The sequence below is a fragment of the Streptomyces sp. NPDC052225 genome (assembly GCF_040679615.1).
Taxonomy (GTDB): Bacteria; Actinomycetota; Actinomycetes; order Streptomycetales; family Streptomycetaceae; genus Streptomyces.
Genome location: NZ_JBFAVD010000019.1, coordinates 109,567 through 126,384 on the forward strand (window position 1 = coordinate 109,567; position 16,818 = coordinate 126,384).

At 69.8% G+C, this 16,818-nt stretch carries 17 protein-coding genes, 5 tRNA genes and 1 pseudogene; 6 read left to right on the top strand and 17 right to left on the bottom strand.

Translation table 11 applies throughout. From position 1 onward, the window contains the following. Positions 1–34: 34 nt before the first annotated feature. Entirely contained in the window at positions 35–1,396 is a 1,362-nt protein-coding gene (locus AB0L37_RS25890) for an FAD-dependent monooxygenase (RefSeq protein WP_365509970.1), read from the top strand. Here the strand turns inward: AB0L37_RS25890 and thiD are convergent. Further along, complete coding sequence (gene thiD, locus AB0L37_RS25895; RefSeq protein ID WP_365510117.1) at positions 1,345–2,223, bottom strand: bifunctional hydroxymethylpyrimidine kinase/phosphomethylpyrimidine kinase; 879 nt, start codon at positions 2,221–2,223, stop codon at positions 1,345–1,347. The genes AB0L37_RS25890 and thiD overlap by 52 nt on opposite strands. A gap of 179 nt (positions 2,224–2,402) precedes the next feature. Next, positions 2,403–3,356 (bottom strand): annotated as a pseudogene (locus tag AB0L37_RS25900) (thiamine-phosphate kinase); the annotation flags it as partial. A gap of 223 nt (positions 3,357–3,579) precedes the next feature. On the opposite strand from AB0L37_RS25900, the gene AB0L37_RS25905 reads away from it, so the two are divergent. Then, positions 3,580–3,813, top strand: a complete 234-nt coding sequence (locus tag AB0L37_RS25905; RefSeq protein WP_016642988.1) for an Lrp/AsnC ligand binding domain-containing protein — start codon at positions 3,580–3,582, stop codon at positions 3,811–3,813. 20 nt (positions 3,814–3,833) lie between these two features. Next, positions 3,834–4,331 carry a DUF3515 domain-containing protein gene (locus AB0L37_RS25910; RefSeq protein WP_365509973.1) on the top strand — a complete coding sequence of 166 codons (498 nt, stop codon included), beginning with the start codon at positions 3,834–3,836 and terminating at the stop codon, positions 4,329–4,331. A 45-nt stretch (positions 4,332–4,376) separates the two neighbouring features. Here AB0L37_RS25910 and AB0L37_RS25915 read toward each other — a convergent pair whose 3' ends face one another. From AB0L37_RS25915 to AB0L37_RS25925, 3 genes are all read right to left on the bottom strand, one after another. Then, a complete protein-coding gene (locus AB0L37_RS25915) occupies positions 4,377–5,555 on the bottom strand; it encodes a D-alanine--D-alanine ligase family protein (RefSeq protein WP_365509976.1) in 1,179 nt (392 codons plus the stop codon). 69 nt (positions 5,556–5,624) lie between these two features. Then, positions 5,625–6,635: an NAD(P)H-dependent glycerol-3-phosphate dehydrogenase gene (locus AB0L37_RS25920; protein WP_365509979.1), complete on the bottom strand. Its 1,011-nt coding sequence runs from the start codon at positions 6,633–6,635 to the stop codon at positions 5,625–5,627. Then, the gene (locus tag AB0L37_RS25925) at positions 6,632–7,405 is read right to left on the bottom strand and encodes a lysophospholipid acyltransferase family protein (RefSeq protein ID WP_365509982.1); all 774 of its coding nucleotides are present in this window, start codon (positions 7,403–7,405) and stop codon (positions 6,632–6,634) included. Before AB0L37_RS25925 ends, AB0L37_RS25920 begins: the two co-directional genes overlap by 4 nt. Before the next feature lie 135 nt (positions 7,406–7,540). Between AB0L37_RS25925 and cofC the strand changes: the two genes are divergently transcribed. Both cofC and AB0L37_RS25935 read left to right on the top strand, forming a co-directional pair. Then, positions 7,541–8,176, top strand: a complete 636-nt coding sequence (cofC, locus tag AB0L37_RS25930; protein ID WP_365509984.1) for a 2-phospho-L-lactate guanylyltransferase — start codon at positions 7,541–7,543, stop codon at positions 8,174–8,176. Positions 8,177–8,189: 13 nt separating this feature from the next. Further along, entirely contained in the window at positions 8,190–8,402 is a 213-nt protein-coding gene (locus tag AB0L37_RS25935; RefSeq protein ID WP_365509987.1) for a hypothetical protein, read from the top strand. 107 nt (positions 8,403–8,509) lie between these two features. Here AB0L37_RS25935 and AB0L37_RS25940 read toward each other — a convergent pair whose 3' ends face one another. The 4 genes from AB0L37_RS25940 to leuC all read right to left on the bottom strand — a co-directional run bounded on the left by AB0L37_RS25940 (position 8,510) and on the right by leuC (position 11,892). Further along, entirely contained in the window at positions 8,510–9,187 is a 678-nt protein-coding gene (locus tag AB0L37_RS25940; RefSeq protein WP_365509989.1) for an HU family DNA-binding protein, read from the bottom strand. Between the two features lie 132 nt (positions 9,188–9,319). Then, entirely contained in the window at positions 9,320–9,559 is a 240-nt protein-coding gene (locus AB0L37_RS25945) for a hypothetical protein (RefSeq protein WP_365509992.1), read from the bottom strand. 308 nt (positions 9,560–9,867) lie between these two features. Next, positions 9,868–10,461, bottom strand: a complete 594-nt coding sequence (leuD, locus tag AB0L37_RS25950; RefSeq protein ID WP_365509995.1) for a 3-isopropylmalate dehydratase small subunit — start codon at positions 10,459–10,461, stop codon at positions 9,868–9,870. Between the two features lie 6 nt (positions 10,462–10,467). Continuing rightward, complete coding sequence (leuC, locus tag AB0L37_RS25955) at positions 10,468–11,892, bottom strand: 3-isopropylmalate dehydratase large subunit (RefSeq protein WP_365509998.1); 1,425 nt, start codon at positions 11,890–11,892, stop codon at positions 10,468–10,470. A 192-nt stretch (positions 11,893–12,084) separates the two neighbouring features. On the opposite strand from leuC, the gene ndgR reads away from it, so the two are divergent. Next, positions 12,085–12,801 carry an IclR family transcriptional regulator NdgR gene (gene ndgR, locus AB0L37_RS25960; RefSeq protein ID WP_026245909.1) on the top strand — a complete coding sequence of 239 codons (717 nt, stop codon included), beginning with the start codon at positions 12,085–12,087 and terminating at the stop codon, positions 12,799–12,801. 145 nt (positions 12,802–12,946) lie between these two features. Here ndgR and AB0L37_RS25965 read toward each other — a convergent pair. The 8 genes from AB0L37_RS25965 to AB0L37_RS26000 form a co-directional block, all read right to left on the bottom strand. Then, positions 12,947–13,019 (bottom strand) — tRNA-Glu (locus AB0L37_RS25965). A gap of 22 nt (positions 13,020–13,041) precedes the next feature. Further along, positions 13,042–13,113, bottom strand: a tRNA-Gln gene (locus tag AB0L37_RS25970). A gap of 37 nt (positions 13,114–13,150) precedes the next feature. After that, a tRNA-Glu gene (locus tag AB0L37_RS25975) sits at positions 13,151–13,223 on the bottom strand. A gap of 64 nt (positions 13,224–13,287) precedes the next feature. After that, a tRNA-Glu gene (locus AB0L37_RS25980) sits at positions 13,288–13,360 on the bottom strand. A 41-nt stretch (positions 13,361–13,401) separates the two neighbouring features. Beyond that, a tRNA-Gln gene (locus AB0L37_RS25985) sits at positions 13,402–13,473 on the bottom strand. Between the two features lie 88 nt (positions 13,474–13,561). Next, on the bottom strand, positions 13,562–14,281 hold the full coding sequence (locus AB0L37_RS25990) for an HAD family hydrolase (RefSeq protein WP_365510001.1): 720 nt from the start codon (positions 14,279–14,281) through the stop codon (positions 13,562–13,564). A gap of 126 nt (positions 14,282–14,407) precedes the next feature. Further along, positions 14,408–15,892, bottom strand: coding sequence for a glutamate--tRNA ligase (gene gltX, locus AB0L37_RS25995; RefSeq protein WP_365510004.1), 1,485 nt, complete (start codon positions 15,890–15,892; stop codon positions 14,408–14,410). Further along, positions 15,885–16,670, bottom strand: a complete 786-nt coding sequence (locus AB0L37_RS26000; RefSeq protein WP_365510007.1) for a fumarylacetoacetate hydrolase family protein — start codon at positions 16,668–16,670, stop codon at positions 15,885–15,887. The genes gltX and AB0L37_RS26000 overlap by 8 nt, the downstream gene beginning before the upstream one ends. Positions 16,671–16,818: the final 148 nt, after the last annotated feature.

Here is a 16,818-nt window from a genome sequence, read left to right on the forward strand (position 1 = left end):
CGAACGGTAAGCGCCCCGGCGCACGCTCACTCCCATGACGAAGCAGACGCACACCTCAGCCGACCGGCCGACCCCCGGCACCCTCGCCCATCTCGACGTCCTGGTCTCCGGCGCCAGCATCGCCGGGCCCGCGATCGCCTTCTGGCTCTCCCGCCAGGGCGCCCGCGTCACCGTCGTCGAGAAGGCGCCCGCGCTGCGCGAAGGCGGCTTCGCGGTCGACTTCCGCGGCTCGGTCCACCGCACCGTCCTGACCCGCATGGGCATCTGGGACGAGCTGCACAGGATCCAGACCGACATGGGCCGGCAGGTCATCGTCGACGCGGACGACACCGAGCGCGTGGACCTGCCCGCGCACCTGATGAGCGGCGACGTCGAGGTCTTCCGAGGCGATCTCTCCCGCCTCCTGTACGAGCGCACCAAGGACACGGTCGCCTACGTCTTCGGCGACTCGATCGCCACGCTCACCGAGACCCCCACCGGCGTCGACGTCACCTTCGACCGCGGCGCGCCCCGCACCTTCGACCTGGTCGTCGGCGCGGACGGCCTGCACTCGCACACGCGTCGCCTGGCATTCGGGGACGAATCCCGCTACCTCCGCTTCCTCGGGTACTACGTCGCGGGGTTCGACATGCCCAACCATCTGGGCCTCGACCGCACGGCCCGGCTCTACACCGAACCGGGACGTACAGCCATGATCAACAATTACGACGGTGACCCGGGGCGGGCCGGCGCCTGCGTCGTGTTCCGGTCGCAGGAGCTCACGTACGACCGCAAGGACCTAGCGCAGCAGAAGCGGATCGTCGCCGAGAAGCTGCGCGGCATGGCCTGGCCGCACGTGGAGCAGATGCTGGAGGCGCTCGACCGGTCGGACGAGCTGTACTTCGACGCCATCGCCCAGATCCACATCGACCGGATCTCCCAGGGCCGGGTGATCCTGCTGGGCGACGCGGGGCACGGAGCGACCATGGGCGGCATAGGCACCGGCACGGCGCTGGTGTCGGCGTACGTCCTCGCGGGCGAGCTGGTGGCGGCGCGCGGCGATCACCGCACGGCGTTCGCCGCGTTCGAGGCGGCGATCACGAAGTACGCGAAGGGCTGCCAGAAGACCTCAGGGAACGCGGGACCGTTCCTGGCACCGGCCACCGAGAAGAAGATGCGCAGCCGCGACCGGGCGTACCGGATGCTGAGCTCACGGCTCCTGGCGGGCTTCTTCAAGCGCCTGACGGAGAAGACCGCGAGCAATCTGACGCTCAAGGACTACGCCCTGTCCCCCGAGCCGATACCTGCCCCCGCGCCGGCTGCCGAGGCCGCCCCCGCGGCTCAGGCCGAGGCTGCCCCCTCCGCTCAGGCCGAGGCCGTCCCGGCCGCCGACGAGGCCCCCAGCCGCCAGCCGTGATCGACGGGCCCGATACCGCCGCCGAGCGCGAACCCGGCGGCGATGGCCCCGGTCACGTACTCCTTGGCCGCGTGCACGGCCTCGGGCACGTCCTGCCCCTTCGCCAGACCGGCCGCGATGGCGGAGGCGAGGGTGCAGCCCGTGCCGTGCGTGTGCCGGTTGTCGTGGCGCGGGGCCCGCAGCCAGTACTCCTCGGAGCCGTCCGTCAGCAGATCCACCGCGTCCACGACACCGGCGGCGCCGCCCCGACCAGAAGCCACCTCTGTGGAGCCCAGATGCGAACCGAGATGCCCGCCCGCATGTCCACCCAGATGCCCACCCTTGATGACCACCCACCGCGGCCCGTAAGCGAGCACGGCGGCCGCTGCCCGACGCATCTCGTCCTCCGACTCGACCTGTACGCCGGTGAGTTGGGCCACCTCGTCGAGGTTCGGTGTCGCCACGGTGGCGGTCGGCAGCAGCTTGGTGCGGACGGAGTCGAGCGCCGACGCGGCGAGCAGGGAGTCACCGTGCTTGGACACACCGACCGGATCGACCACGACGGGCGCGGTCGTCCCGGCGAGCAAGTCGGCGACGCACTCCACGAGTTCGGGCGACGCGAGCATCCCCGTCTTGACGGCCTGCACCCCGATGTCGTCGACCACGCTGCGGTACTGCGCGCGCACCGCCTCCACCGGAAGCTCCCAAGCTCCTTGTACGCCCAGGGAGTTCTGGGCGGTGACCGCGGTGATCACGCTCATGCCGTGGGTGCCCAGCGCCAGCATGGTCTTCAGGTCGGCCTGGATCCCGGCGCCGCCGCCGGAGTCGGACCCGGCGACGGTCAGCACCCGAGCGGGGACGCGTCCGGCGCCGGAAGCCCCCTCCTCGGCGGACCCGCCCGGCCCGTTCGGCCCTGTCACGACTCGATCTCCCCACCGAACCCGCCGAGTCCGCCGAATCCGGTGAAGCCACCGGGCCCGCCGCCCGAGCCGCCGGGGCCGCCCGCGCCGCCCCCGTCCACCGGTTCGTCGCCGAAGTGGTCCCAGCCGCCCTTGCTCGTCCAGGGCGCGCCGTCCACGGTGACCTGCGGCAGGGCCGACGGGTTGAGCACCTCGCCGATGACCTTCCAGCGGGCGGGCAGCTTCACGTCCGGCGGGAAGGTCGCCACGATCGCGTGGTCCTCTCCCCCCGTCAGCACCCACTGCAGCGGGTCGACGCCGACGGCCTGGCCGATGTCGTTCATCTGCGACGGCACGTCCACGTTCCCGGACTTGATGTCGATGCGGACCTTGCTGGCCTCGGCGATATGGCCGAGGTCCGCGATGAGCCCGTCGCTCACGTCGCACATGGCGGTGGCGCCGAGGCCGGCCGCCGCGGGGCCCGCGTGGTACGGCGGCTCGGGCCTGCGGTGCGCCTCGACGAAGGCACGCGGCGAGCGAAAGCCCCGGGAGAGCACGGCGTACCCGGCCGCGGACCAGCCCAGCCAGCCCGTCACGGCGACGACGTCACCGGGCTGGGCACCGCCCCGGGTCACCGGTTCGTGGTTGCGCAGATCGCCGAGCGCGGTGATCGCGACGGTGATGGTGTCGCCGCGGACGACATCACCGCCCACCACGGCGGCGCCGGCCACCTGGCACTCGTCGCGCAGCCCATCCATCAGCTCCGAGGGCCAGGACGCGGGCAGTTCGGCGGGGACGACGAGACCGAGCAGCAGCGCGGTCGGGACGGCTCCCATGGCCGCGATGTCGGCCAGGTTCTGGGCGGCGGCCTTGCGGCCGACGTCGTACGCGGTGGACCAGTCGCGCCGGAAGTGCCTGCCCTCCAGCAGGACGTCCGTGCTGGCCACGACCCTGCGGTCCGGTGCGGAGATCACCGCGGCGTCGTCGCCGGGGCCGACTCGTACGGCCGGTGTGGTGGTGAGCCGCGAGGTCAGCTCCTTGATGAGCCCGAACTCGCCCAGCTCGCCGACGGTGCCCTTCATGCGCGTGCTGCCCCTTCTGCCCCGGCCTGCTCGCGGTCGCGAGCCGTCTCTGTCATGGGTACGGTTTTTGTCACGGGCTTGCCCCTACGATCCTTGCGCTCCCGGAGGGCGCATTCACGGTGAGTACGCCACAGCCACCCCGGGTCTCCCCGCGACGAGCGGCGACGCGATACCGTGGCGTCCCTTCTCCCCACATGATCCTCGTGGCCGCCCTGGAGGTTCCGTGGTACAGGCGTACATCCTGATCCAGACCGAAGTTGGCAAGGCGTCGACCGTCGCCGAGCTGATCGGAAAGATTCCGGGAGTCATCCAGGCCGAGGATGTCACCGGCCCCTACGACGTGATCGTCCGTGCACAGGCCGACACCGTCGACGAACTGGGGCGCATGGTGGTTGCCAAGGTCCAGCAAGTGGATGGCATCACCCGCACCCTGACCTGCCCGGTCGTCCACCTGTAGCCCCCGTCTACCCTGTGCCGGTGAACTCTTTCCGTCACCGGCTCCGCCTTCACTTCGGGCTGCCTGCCCTGACCCTGCTGATCGCCGCCGCTTCGGGCTGCGCATCAACGGACGATGCGCCGGCGGCGACGGTTCCCACCCCGGACGCGAAGGTCACCAAGCTGTGCCGGAATCTGCACGATCTGCTGCCGCAGAAGGTCGACGGACTCGAGCGCGACGATCCCGAGCCGCGTTCCGCGCTGACCGCGGCGTGGGGAAGCCCGGCGATCATACTGCGCTGCGGAGTGGCCTGGCCTGACGCGGTGTTGAAGAAGGGTTCCATGCCCGCGACCGTGAACCAGGTCGAGTGGGTCGTGGAGAAGCTCGACAGCGGCGCGCAGCGCATGACCACCGGCGGGCGCCTCGCGTACGTCGAGGTCACGATCCCCGAGGAGCAGGTGGCCGACGGGGGCGCGGGGCCCCTCGTCGACCTGGCCGGGCCCATCAAGAAGGCGATCCCCAAGGGGATCGCCGACTAGGGTCCCGGCTGCGGCAGCCTCACGGCTACCGCAGCACCGGCACCGCTACCGCAGCCCCGTGGGCCTGCGCAGTGCCGCCTCCAGGAGCCGGTCGACCAGCTCCGGGTAGCTCACGCCGCTCTCCTGCCACATCCGCGGGTACATGGAGATCGGGGTGAAGCCGGGCAGCGTGTTGATCTCGTTGATCACGAACTCGCCGTCCTCCGTGAGGAAGAAGTCGGCCCGCACGATGCCTTCGCAGGCCACGGCCTCGAACGCTTCGACGGCGAGCCGCTGGACCTCGGCCGTCTCCTCGTCGGTCAGCGGCGCGGGCACGATGCCGGCGGCTGAGTCGATGTACTTGGCCTCGAAGTCGTAGAAGTCGTGGGCCTGTACGGGCGGGATCTCGGCCGGGACCGAGGCGCGCGGCCCGTCCTCGAACTCGAGGACACCGCACTCGATCTCGCGCCCGACGACGCCCGCCTCGACGATGACCTTCGGGTCGTGGGCGCGGGCGGTCTCGATCGCCTCGTCGAGCCCCTCGAAGGAGTCGATCTTCGTGATGCCGATCGACGAGCCCGCGCGCGCGGGCTTGATGAACAGCGGCCAGCCGTGCTCGCCCACGAAGTCGGCGATGCGGCGGCGCGCGCCGTCCTGCTCGCGCTCCCACTCGCGCGGCCTGATCACCAGATACGGCCCGACCTTCAGCCCGAAGGAGGTGAAGATCCGCTTCATGTACTCCTTGTCCTGGCCGACGGCCGAGGAGAGCACACCGCAGCCGACGTACGGCGTCCCCGACAGGTCCAGGAGACCCTGGATCGTGCCGTCCTCGCCGTACGGGCCGTGCAGCACCGGGAAGACGACGTCGACGTCGCCGAGGACCTTGGGCACGGAGCCGGGCTCGTTGTAGACGACCTCGCGCGAGGACGGGTCGACCGGGAGGACCACGCCGCCCTCGGGCGACTCGGCGAGATCGGCGACGTCGGGCACCTGGCGGTCGGTGATGGCCATCCGCTCGGGATCGTCCGCCGTCAGCGCCCAGCGCCCTTCACGGGTGATGCCGATGGGCAGCACGTCGTACTTGGTGCGGTCGATGGCGCGCAGCACGGCGCCCGCGGTGACCACGGAGACGCCGTGCTCGGAGCTGCGACCACCGAAGACGACGGCCACGCGCGGCTTCTGCCCGCTCGACGAGGTGCCCGAAGCGGCGGGCACAGGGCTCTGGGGGAGGTTCTCGCTGCTCATATCGCGTTGAGCGTACCTGCTGGTAGTACGAGAGTCAGCGCCCGCAGAGCCGCGTTGTGCCGCCGTCGCTCAGTGTCGCTCGGGCTTGGCGGAGCGCGACATGAGCTCCTTCACGGCGACCACCGGCGGCTTGCCCTCGTGGACGATCCCGACGACGGTCTCGGTGATCGGCATGTCGACATCGTGGCGTCGCGCGAGGTCGAGCACGGACTCGCAGGACTTGACGCCCTCGGCGGTCTGCTTGGTGACCGCGATGGTCTCCTCGAGCGTCATGCCCTTGCCGAGGTTGGTGCCGAAGGTGTGGTTGCGCGACAGCGGCGAGGAGCAGGTGGCCACCAGGTCGCCGAGCCCGGCGAGCCCGGAGAAGGTGAGCGGGTCCGCGCCCATGGCCATGCCGAGGCGCGTCGTCTCCGCGAGCCCGCGCGTGATGAGCGAGCCCTTCGTGTTGTCGCCGAGGCCCATCCCGTCGGCGATGCCGACGGCGAGCCCGATGACGTTCTTGACGGCGCCGCCCAGCTCGCAGCCGACCACGTCCGTGTTCGTGTACGGCCTGAAGTACGGGGTGTGGCAGGCCACTTGGAGGCGCTGGGCCACGGCCTCGTCGCGGCAGGCGACCACCGCGGCGGCCGGCTGGCGCGCGGCGATCTCGCGCGCCAGGTTCGGTCCGGTGACGATCGCGATGCGGTCCTCGCCGACCTTGGTGACGTCCTCGATGACCTCGCTCATCCGCATCGCGGAGCCGAGTTCGACGCCCTTCATCAGCGAGACGAGCACGGTGTCGGGGGCGAGCAGCGGCGTCCACGCGGCGAGGTTCCCGCGCAGCGTCTGCGACGGCACCGCGAGCACGGTGAAGTCGGCGCCGGCCGCGGCCTCGGCCGCATCGGCCGTCGCCCGCACACCTTCGGGGAGTTCGACGCCGGGCAGGTAATCCGGGTTCGTACGCGTGGAGTTGACGGTCTCGGCGAGTTCGGCGCGGCGGGCCCACAGGGTCACGTCGCAGCCCGCGTCGGCGAGCACCATGGCGAACGCGGTGCCCCACGAGCCGGTTCCGAAGACGGCAGCCTTCACGGGACGCGTCACTTGCTCTCCTCCGTCGTTCCGCCCGAACTGCCGCTCTGCGTACGCAACTTGCGGCGCTGCTCGAGGCGCGCCTCGCGCGGGTCGTACCGCTTCCGCGGGGCCTTCTCGCCGCGCAGCTGAGCGACGAGCTCGGTGATCTCGGTCATGATGACCTCGGTCACCTCCTTGAGGAGTTCCGGCGTCATCTCCTTGTCGTAATACGCCGACAGGTCGACGGGTTCACCGGCGAGCACATGGTGCGTCTGACGCGGGAAAAAGCGCGGCTTCTTCGCATAGGGCGGAAGTACCGCGGTGGCGCCCCACTGCCCCACGGGAATGACCGGGCACTTCGTCTGGAGCGCCACGCGCGCGACGCCCGTCTTGCCCGTCATGGGCCACAGTTCGGGATCGCGGGTGAGCGTTCCTTCGGGATAGAAGGCCACGCACTCACCGCGCTCCACGGCGTCGATCGCGGCACGGAAGGCGCTCAGCGCGTTCGTGGACTCGCGATAGACGGGAATCTGCCCGGTGCCGCGCATCGCGGCCCCCACGAAGCCCTTCCTGAAGAGGCCGTGCTTCGCCAGGAAACGCGGCACTCGTCCGGTGTTGTACTGAAAGTGCGCGTAGAGGAACGGGTCCAGATGCGAATTGTGGTTGACCGCGGTGATAAATCCGCCGTCGGCAGGAATGTTCTCCATTCCGCGCCAGTCCCGCTTGAACAGAACCACCAGCGGCGGTTTGCAGAGGACCGCTGCGAAGCGGTACCAGAAGCCGATTCTGCGGCGGGACACTCGGACACCTTCCTCTAGGACCTTGCAGGCAGGGCCTGGCGGGCCGCACAAGTGTCGCCCCGGGGCACCGGTCTGTCGAGAACACCGTACGCCCGCCCGAACAGGCACACCTCATGCACCGGTCACAATGGGCGGGTGCAGTGGACCTTGGTGATACCGCTGAAACCGCTGGTGCGAGCCAAGAGCAGGCTGGCGCCCACGGCGGGGGACGCCCTGCGCCCGGGCCTGGCCCTGGCGTTCGCGCAGGACACGGTGGCCGCCGCGGCGGCCTGTGCGGCGGTGCGGGATGTGGTGGTCGTCACGGACGACGCCCGCGCGGAGCGCGAACTGACGGCCCTGGGCGCCCGCGTCGTCCCCGACGCACCGCAGGCGGGCCTGAACGCCGCCCTCGTCCACGGAGCGGCCCGCGCACGCGCCCTGCGTCCCGCGACGCCGCTCGCGGCCCTGAACGCCGATCTGCCGGCGCTGCGCCCCGAGGAATTGGCCCGCGTTCTCGCGGCAGCCGCCGCATTTCCCCGGGCATTTCTGCCCGATGCCGCCGGAATCGGCACCACACTCTTGTCGTCGGCCCCCGGCACGGAATTGCTGCCCGCATTCGGTACGGACTCCCGCGCCCGCCACGCGGCGTCCGGCGCCGCGGAACTCCCCCTCGACGCCGTCGACTCCGTACGCCAGGACGTCGACACGGGCGACGACCTGCGCGCCGCGCTCGCCCTGGGCGTGGGCCCGCACACGGCGCGGGCCGCCGCGGGGCTGCTGATCCCGGACTGAGTACGCTGCCCGTATGCAGGCCACCGCGTACACGTACGACCCCGAAACCCGCTCCGGCAGCGTCCTTCTGGACGACGGCACCCCGGTGCCCTTCGACGCCGCGGCCTTCGACGCCGGCGGCCTGCGGCTGCTGCGCCCCGGGCAGCGGGTGCGCATCGAGGTCCAGAACCCCGAGAACGACGCCGAGGCCCGGCAGATCACGCTCGTGACCCTCCAGACCTTCTGAACCCACCTGACCCGCCCGGAACACGCCGCGGGCCGGGCTCCCCGAGGGGAGCCCGGCCCGGCGCGTGAGCAGCCTTGGGCGTACGCCCAAGAAGTGAGGCCTGAGCCTTACTTCTTGCGAGCGGTGGCCTTCTTGGCGGTGGTCTTGCGCGCCGTCGACTTCTTGGCGGGCGCCTTCTTGGCCGTGGCCTTCTTGGCGGGCGCCGTCTTCTTCGCGGTGGCCTTCTTGGCGGTGGTCGCCTTCTTGGCCGGAGTCGCCTTCTTGGCGGCGGCCTTCTTGGCGGTGGCGGCCTTCTTGGCGGTGGTCGCCTTCTTGGCCGGAGTCGCCTTCTTCGCCGTGGTCTTCTTCGCGGCGGCAGCGGTGGTCTTCTTCGCCGGGGTCGCCTTCTTGGCGGCGGCCTTCTTGGCGGTGGTCTTCTTCGCAGCGGCCTTCTTGACCGTCGCCGAAGCGCCGCCGCTCAGGCTGCCCTTGGGCGCCTTCTTGACCGCGACGTCGTTCTTCGGGAGCTTCTTCGAGCCCGCGACGAGGTCCTTGAAGCCCTGGCCCGCACGGAAGCGCGGCACCGAGGTCTTCTTGACCCGAACGCGCTCACCCGTCTGCGGGTTGCGGGCGTAACGGGCCGGACGGTCGACCTTCTCGAACGAACCGAAGCCGGTGACCGAAACGCGGTCGCCGTTGACCACGGAACGGACGATGGCGTCCAGTACGGCGTCGACGGCGTCTGCGGCCTGCTGACGGCCGCCGACCTTGTCGGCAATCGCTTCTACGAGCTGCGCCTTGTTCACGTCTTCCCCTTCGGAGACATTGCCGGGGCGAATCTCTTTCGACCCGGCTTTTTCGCACGTTAGGCAGATATATACCGCAAATCAAACGCGAAACGGGCTAATCACCCTTGTGCCGCAACGAACTCGGCAGTCTCAGAGTTCCTCTTCAGTGAGCGAGCCCTCTTCGAAGTCGTCGAGGTCCGCCATGAATCGCTCCAGACGCCTTGCCGCACCGGCGAGATCGTGTTTGGCCGCAGCCGTAATGGCGAGCAGCTTCCGGGTCAGCGCCATCCGTACGCCCTCCGGGACTTGCAGTGTGCGCACTCGGGCGTGCGCTTCCTTGAGTTGGTTCGCGACCGCCGAGTACATCTGGAGTTGGCCGTCGTGTTCCATGCACAGATTGTGCCATCTGGGGCGAGTTGTCGCCTCCGCAGGGGGTAACTCCCGCCCCACAAGGGCCTCCTGAGCCCCTGCACGACATGCCCGCTCAGAGCGGCACCGAGACACGCGTACCCCAGGAACACCCTTGGTATTCAAGGGAGTTGGCGACGCGCCAAGACCACCCGTTCAGGTCAGCGCGGCGGGCTCGGAGCCGCACACAGAAGTACCCCCAACCGGTGCACGATTGGGGGTACGAGGCCTGTGGATGTGGCCTGAATAAGCCTTGCTCGGCGGCGGATCAGACCCGATCCGCCGCGCGGTCAGACCTGGAGGGTCTTCGGCTTGAACGAGGGACGCTTCGCCTCGTAGGCGGCGATGTCCGGCTCGTTCTGCAGGGTGATGCTGATGTCGTCGAGCCCGTTGAGCAGCCGCCAGCGGGAGTTCTCGTCGAGTTCGAAGGAGGCCGTGATGCCCTCGGCCCGAACTTCCCGCTCCTGGAGGTCGACCGTGATCTCGGCCTGCGGGTCGTTCTCCACCAGCTCCTGGAGCGCGTCCACGACCTTCTGGTCCAGAACGACGGTGAGCAGGCCGTTCTTGAGGGAGTTGCCCCGGAAGATGTCCGCGAAGCGGGAGGAGATGACGGTCTTGAAGCCGTAGTTCTGCAGGGCCCAGACGGCGTGCTCACGGGACGATCCGGTGCCGAAGTCGGGGCCGGCGACCAGCACCGTGGCGCCCTTGCGCTCGGGCTTGTTGAGCACGAACTCGGGGTCCTTGCGCCAGGCCTCGAACAGCCCGTCCTCGAACCCGTCCCGCGTCACCTTCTTGAGCCAGTGAGCAGGGATGATCTGGTCGGTGTCGACGTTGCTGCGGCGCAGCGGGACGGCCCGGCCGGTGTGCGTGGTGAATGCTTCCATGACTGATCAGACTCCAGCAGCGACAGAAACGTCGGACAGGTCGGCGGGCGAGGCCAGATGGCCCAGTACGGCGGTGGCGGCGGCGACCTGGGGCGAGACCAGGTGCGTGCGGCCGCCCTTGCCCTGCCGGCCCTCGAAGTTGCGGTTCGACGTGGACGCGGAGCGCTCGCCCGGGGCGAGTTGGTCCGGGTTCATGCCGAGGCACATGGAGCAGCCCGCGTGCCGCCATTCGGCGCCGGCCTCCTTGAAGACCTTGTCCAGGCCCTCGGAGACGGCCTGCAGGCCCACCCGCGCGGAGCCGGGCACGACCAGCATCCGTACGCCGTCGGCGACTTTGCGGCCCTTGACGATGTCGGCGACGGCGCGCAGGTCCTCGATGCGGCCGTTGGTGCACGAACCTACGAAGACGGTGTCGACCTTGACGTCGCGCAGCGCCTGCCCGGCCTCCAACCCCATGTATTCCAGGGCCTTTTCGGCGGCGAGGCGCTCCGAAGCGTCTTCGTACGAAGCCGGGTCGGGGACGTTCGCCGAAAGGGGCGCGCCCTGACCGGGGTTGGTGCCCCAGGTGACGAACGGCGACAGTTCGTCGGCCTTGATGAACACCTCGGCGTCGAAGACCGCGTCGTCGTCCGTCCGCAGCGTCCGCCAGTACTCCACGGCGGCGTCCCAGTCGGCACCCTCGGGGGCGTGCGCACGGCCCTTGAGGTACGCGAACGTGGTCTCGTCCGGGGCGATCATGCCCGCGCGGGCGCCGGCCTCGATCGACATGTTGCAGATGGTCATGCGGGCTTCCATCGACAGCTTCTCGATGGCCGAGCCGCGGTACTCCAGGATGTAGCCCTGGCCGCCGCCGGTGCCGATCTTCGCGATGATCGCGAGGATCAGGTCCTTGGCCGTGACGCCCTCGGGCAGCTCGCCGTCGACCGTGATGGCCATGGTCTTCGGGCGGGCCAGCGGCAGCGTCTGCGTGGCGAGCACGTGCTCGACCTGCGAGGTGCCGATGCCGAACGCCAGGGCGCCGAAGGCACCGTGCGTGGACGTGTGGGAGTCACCGCACACGACGGTGGTGCCCGGCTGGGTCAGGCCCAGCTGCGGCCCCACGACGTGCACGACGCCCTGCTCGACGTCGCCCAGGGAGTGCAGGCGCACACCGAACTCCGCCGCGTTCTTGCGCAGCGTCTCCAGCTGCACGCGCGAGACCGGGTCGGCGATCGGCTTGTCGATGTCGAGGGTCGGGGTGTTGTGATCCTCGGTGGCGATGGTGAGGTCGAGGCGCCGCACCCGGCGGCCGCTCTTGCGGAGGCCGTCGAAGGCCTGCGGGCTGGTCACCTCGTGCAGCAGGTGCAGATCGATGAAGAGGAGGTCGGGCTCGCCCTCGGCGCGCCGGACGACGTGGTCGTCCCAGACCTTCTCCGCGAGTGTCCTACCCATCGCTTTCCCTCCGGCCGGCTTGTGGTGCGCCGGCCCAACTAGAGATTTCGGGATCGCCGACGCCCGTACCCCTCGTACCGGACGTCGACGGCCGGGCCCGTTTTGGTCCACGGGCCGGTGTGACGTCCAGAGTGGCAAGTTCCACGGAAAATTGAACTTGCGTTTCACAGAGTGAGACGGGAGTATCGACGCATGGACAACAGTAGCGGCGTCGGCGTTCTGGACAAGGCAGCCCTTGTCCTGAGCGCCCTGGAGTCCGGACCCGCGACCCTTGCTGGCCTTGTCGCGGCCACCGGATTGGCAAGACCGACGGCCCACCGCCTGGCGGTGGCCCTGGAGCATCACCGCATGGTGGCGCGTGACATGCAGGGCCGTTTCATTCTCGGCCCGCGCCTCGCCGAACTCTCGGCGGCGGCGGGAGAGGACCGCCTGCTCGCGACCGCGGGCCCGGTTCTCACGCACCTGCGCGACGTCACGGGCGAGAGCGCCCAGCTCTATCGCCGTCAGGGCGACATGCGCATCTGCGTCGCCGCGGCGGAGCGCCTGTCCGGACTGCGGGACACGGTTCCGGTCGGCTCGACCCTCACAATGAAGGCGGGTTCGTCCGCGCAGATCCTGATGGCCTGGGAGGAGCCGGAGCGCCTGCACCGCGGCCTCCAGGGCGCCCGCTTCACGGCGACGGCCCTGTCGGGCGTACGACGCCGCGGCTGGGCCCAGTCGATCGGCGAGCGGGAGCCGGGCGTCGCGTCCGTCTCCGCGCCCGTGCGCGGCCCGTCGAACCGCGTGGTGGCCGCCGTCTCGGTCTCCGGTCCCATCGAGCGTCTGACGCGCCACCCGGGCCGGATGCACGCCCAGGCCGTCATCGACGCCGCGGGCCGCCTCTCCGAGGCCCTGCGCCGCACCGGCTGATCCTCAACGTCCTTCACACCTCTGCCAGTTCACGGCCGGTCGCTCCAACGCCGCAGCGACCGGCCGGAGTTGTGTCCGGGGTGTATCGACCACCGCACACGAAGAGGCCCTTCCCGCGTACGGGAAGGGCCTCGGATCGTTCGCGTACCCCCGACCGGATTCGAACCGGCGCTACCGCCTTGAGAGGGCGGCGTGCTAGGCCGCTACACAACGGGGGCGCTGACCACTTGCGTGATCGAGCTGGTCTACCAGGACTCGAACCTAGAATGACGGTACCAGAAACCGTAGTGTTGCCAATTACACCATAGACCACTGAAGTTCAAGGCCTTGCGACCTGCGAACCCAGTCGTACCCCCGACCGGATTCGAACCGGCGCTACCGCCTTGAGAGGGCGGCGTGCTAGGCCGCTACACAACGGGGGCCCTAGCGATCCTGACATCAAGGTCGGCGGGAGCTACCCATTACCGTCCTCACGAGAAGGATCTGTACCCCCGACCGGATTCGAACCGGCGCTACTGCCTTGAGAGGGCAGCGTGCTAGGCCGCTACACAACGGGGGCTTTGTGGATCTGGAATCCACGGTGCAGATGAGCTCTGCGAGCTGGCCTACCAGGACTCGAACCTAGACTAACGGAACCAGAAACCGTCGTGCTGCCAATTACACCATAGGCCACCGAAACGCAACCCCCGAGGGGACTTTGTTTGGGCTTGCGCTTCTGGGTTTCGGCCTTTCGGCTGCTCCCCTCGGCGCAGGAAGAACATTACCCGAAGGTCTCCGGCGCTCCAAAACGGGTATCGCGCCCCAGCAGCGGGGGCAGCTGGTCGAGGCCCGTGATGCGGATCAGCTCAGGCCTGCCGCCGGTCCCCGCGCGGTCCAGCCAGATGCCGGTCAGCCCTGCCTCCACGGCGCCCCTGGCGTCGGTGTCCGGCTGATCACCGACGTACGCGACCTCGTGCGGCTCAAGGGCCAGCTCCCGGCAGACGGCGTGGAAGGCGGCCGCCTCGGGCTTGGCGACGCCGAGTTCGGCGGCGCAGACGACGGTCTCGAAGCGGTCGCGCACGCCGAGGACGCGCAGCTTGCGGTCCTGGTTGTGGAGCGAGGAGTTGGAGAGCACCGCGTGCCGGTAGCCGGCGGCGAGGGTGTCCAGGGCCGGCACGGTGTCCGGGAACAGGCTCCAGGCGGCCTCGTAGTGGCCGAGGTAGCGGGTGAACCAGGCGTCCGCCGCCGCGTCCTCCAGCGGCTGCCCCACGAAGGTCCGTACGCGGTCCCTGCGCTGCCCCTCCCAGTCCGTCGCGCCGGACTCGAAGCGCGCCCAGTGCTCCCGCGTCGCGGCCCGCCAACGCGCGAGGGCCTCCTCGACGCTGCCGTAGCGGTCGAGGAGGCCCTCGGTGGTGAGATGCGCGCGCATGCCGACGGTGTCGGCGGTGGCGTAATCGAAGATCGTGTCGTCGACGTCCCAGACCACGGCTTTGATGGGCATGGGAGGACGGTAACGCGATCGCCGCCCCCGGCTGGGGGTTCGGGGGTCACCCCCGGAAGAACGCGGTGTCGACGTCCCAGACCACGGCTTCGATCGGCCTGGGACGACGGTGACGAACGGGTGGGGTCAGGCGGTGAGCTTCGCCAGGGCCGCGTCGATGCGGGCCAGGGTCGTCTCCTTGCCCAGGATCTCCAGGGACTCGAATAGCGGGAGGCCGATGGTGCGGCCGGTGACGGCCACGCGGACCGGGGCCTGGGCCTTGCCGAGCTTGAGGCCGTGGGCCTCGCCGGCGGCCAGGACGGCCTCCTTGAGGGACTCCGCGGACGTCCAGTCGGCCGCTTCCAGCTTCTCGCGGGCCGTGGTCAGGAGGGCGTCGGAGCCTTCCTTCATGGCCTTCGTCCAGCTCGGCTCGTCGAAGACGGGCTCGGGCAGGAAGAGGAAGTCGACGTTGTCCGTGATCTCCGAGAGGACCTTCAGGCGGGTCTGGGCGTGCGGCGCGATGGCCGCCCACTTGGCCTCGTCGAAGTCCTCCGGGGCCCACGGCGCGAACGGGGCCTTCAGCCACGGGGCGCAGCGCTCGGCGAAGTCCTTCGGGTCGAGCAGGCGGATGTGGTCGCCGTTGATCGACTCGCACTTCTTGAGGTCGAAGCGGGCCGGGTTCGGCTGGACGTCCTTGACGTCGAAGGCCGCCACCATCTCGTCGATCGAGAAGATGTCGCGGTCGGCCGAGAGGGACCAGCCGAGGAGCGAGAGGTAGTTCAGGAGGCCCTCGGGCAGGAAGCCGCGGTCCCGGTAGAGGTTCAGCGACGACTGGGGGTCGCGCTTGCTGAGCTTCTTGTTGCCCTCGCCCATGACGTACGGGAGGTGGCCGAACTCCGGCGTGGACTTGGCGATGCCGAGGTCCTTGAGCGCCGCGTAGAGGGCGATCTGGCGCGGGGTGGAGGACAGCAGGTCCTCGCCGCGCAGGACGTGGGTGATCTCCATCAGCGCGTCGTCCACCGGGTTGACGAGCGTGTACAGCGGGGCGCCGTTCGCGCGGACGATGCCGTAGTCCGGGACGTTCTCCGGCTCGTACGTGATGTCGCCGCGGACCAGGTCCGTGAACGTGATCGTCTCGTCGGGCATGCGGAAGCGGACGATGGGCTTGCGGCCCTCGGCCTTGTACGTCTCGACCTGCTCCGCGCTCAGTTCGCGGCAGTGGCCGTCGTAGCCCGAAGGCTTGCCGGCGGCGCGGGCGGCGTCGCGGCGGGCGTCCAGCTCCTCGGTCGAGCAGTAGCAGTAGTACGCCTTGCCGTTGTCCAGGAGCTTCTGCGCGACATCCTTGTAGATGTCCATGCGCTCGGACTGGCGGTACGGGGCGTGCGGGCCGCCCACCTCCGGGCCCTCGTCCCAGTCGAAGCCGAGCCAGCGCATCGAGTCGAGGAGCTGGTTGTACGACTCCTCGCTGTCGCGGGCCGCGTCGGTGTCCTCGATGCGGAAGACCAGGGTGCCCTCGTTGTGCCGCGCGAACGCCCAGTTGAACAGGGCGGTGCGGACCAGACCCACGTGGGGGTTACCGGTGGGCGAGGGGCAGAAACGGACACGGACTGTTGGGGCGGATGCGCTAGCCACGCTTGACAACCTTGTTGGTGAGAGTGCCGATGCCTTCGATGGTGACGGCGACCTCGTCGCCGACACTGAGCGGGCCGACCCCTTCGGGGGTGCCCGTGAGGATGACGTCGCCCGGGAGCAGCGTCATGGCCTCGGAGATGTTCGCGATCAGGTCCGCGATGGGCGTGATCATGTCCGACGTACGGCCGAGCTGGCGCTGTGCGCCGTTGACCGTGCACTGGATCGTGAGGTCGGACGCCGCCGCGACGTCGAGGTCCGTCTCCACCCAGGGGCCGAGCGGGCAGGACGTGTCGAAGCCCTTCGCGCGGGCCCACTGCTTCTCGCGCTTCTGGACGTCGCGGGCCGTCACGTCGTTCGCCGCGGTGTAGCCGAGGATCACGTCGTTGACGCGCTCGCGCGGGACCTCGCGGCACATGCGGCCGATGACCACGGCCAGCTCGGCCTCGTGGTGGAGGTCCTCGGAGAAGGTCGGGTACTGGATCTCGTCGCCGGGGCCGATCACGGACGTCGACGGCTTGAAGAAGGCGAAGGGGGCGTCCGGTACCTCGTTGCCCAGCTCCTTGGCGTGCTCCGCGTAGTTGCGGCCGAAGGCGATGACCTTGTTCGGGAGCACCGGGGGCAGCAGCCTGACCTTGTTGAGCGGGACCTTGGTGCCGCTCAGCTCGAAGTCGGCGAACGGGATGCCCTTGATGATGTCGAGGACGAGCTCATCGGGCTTGTCGCCCTCGACCGCGCCGAAGGCGACGTTCCCGTCGATGGAGAATCTGGCGATGCGCACGGGTTGGCTGCGCCCCTTTGCGTGTTTTCGGTGGGCCCGGGGGTGTGTGGGTTGGACCTGACCAGGCTAACGCGGGGCGTGGGGGCTTGTTCCGTTGTGTGGCGTCGCGCCGTTCGTGGGGGCTTGGCGCGCAGTTCCCCGCGCCCCT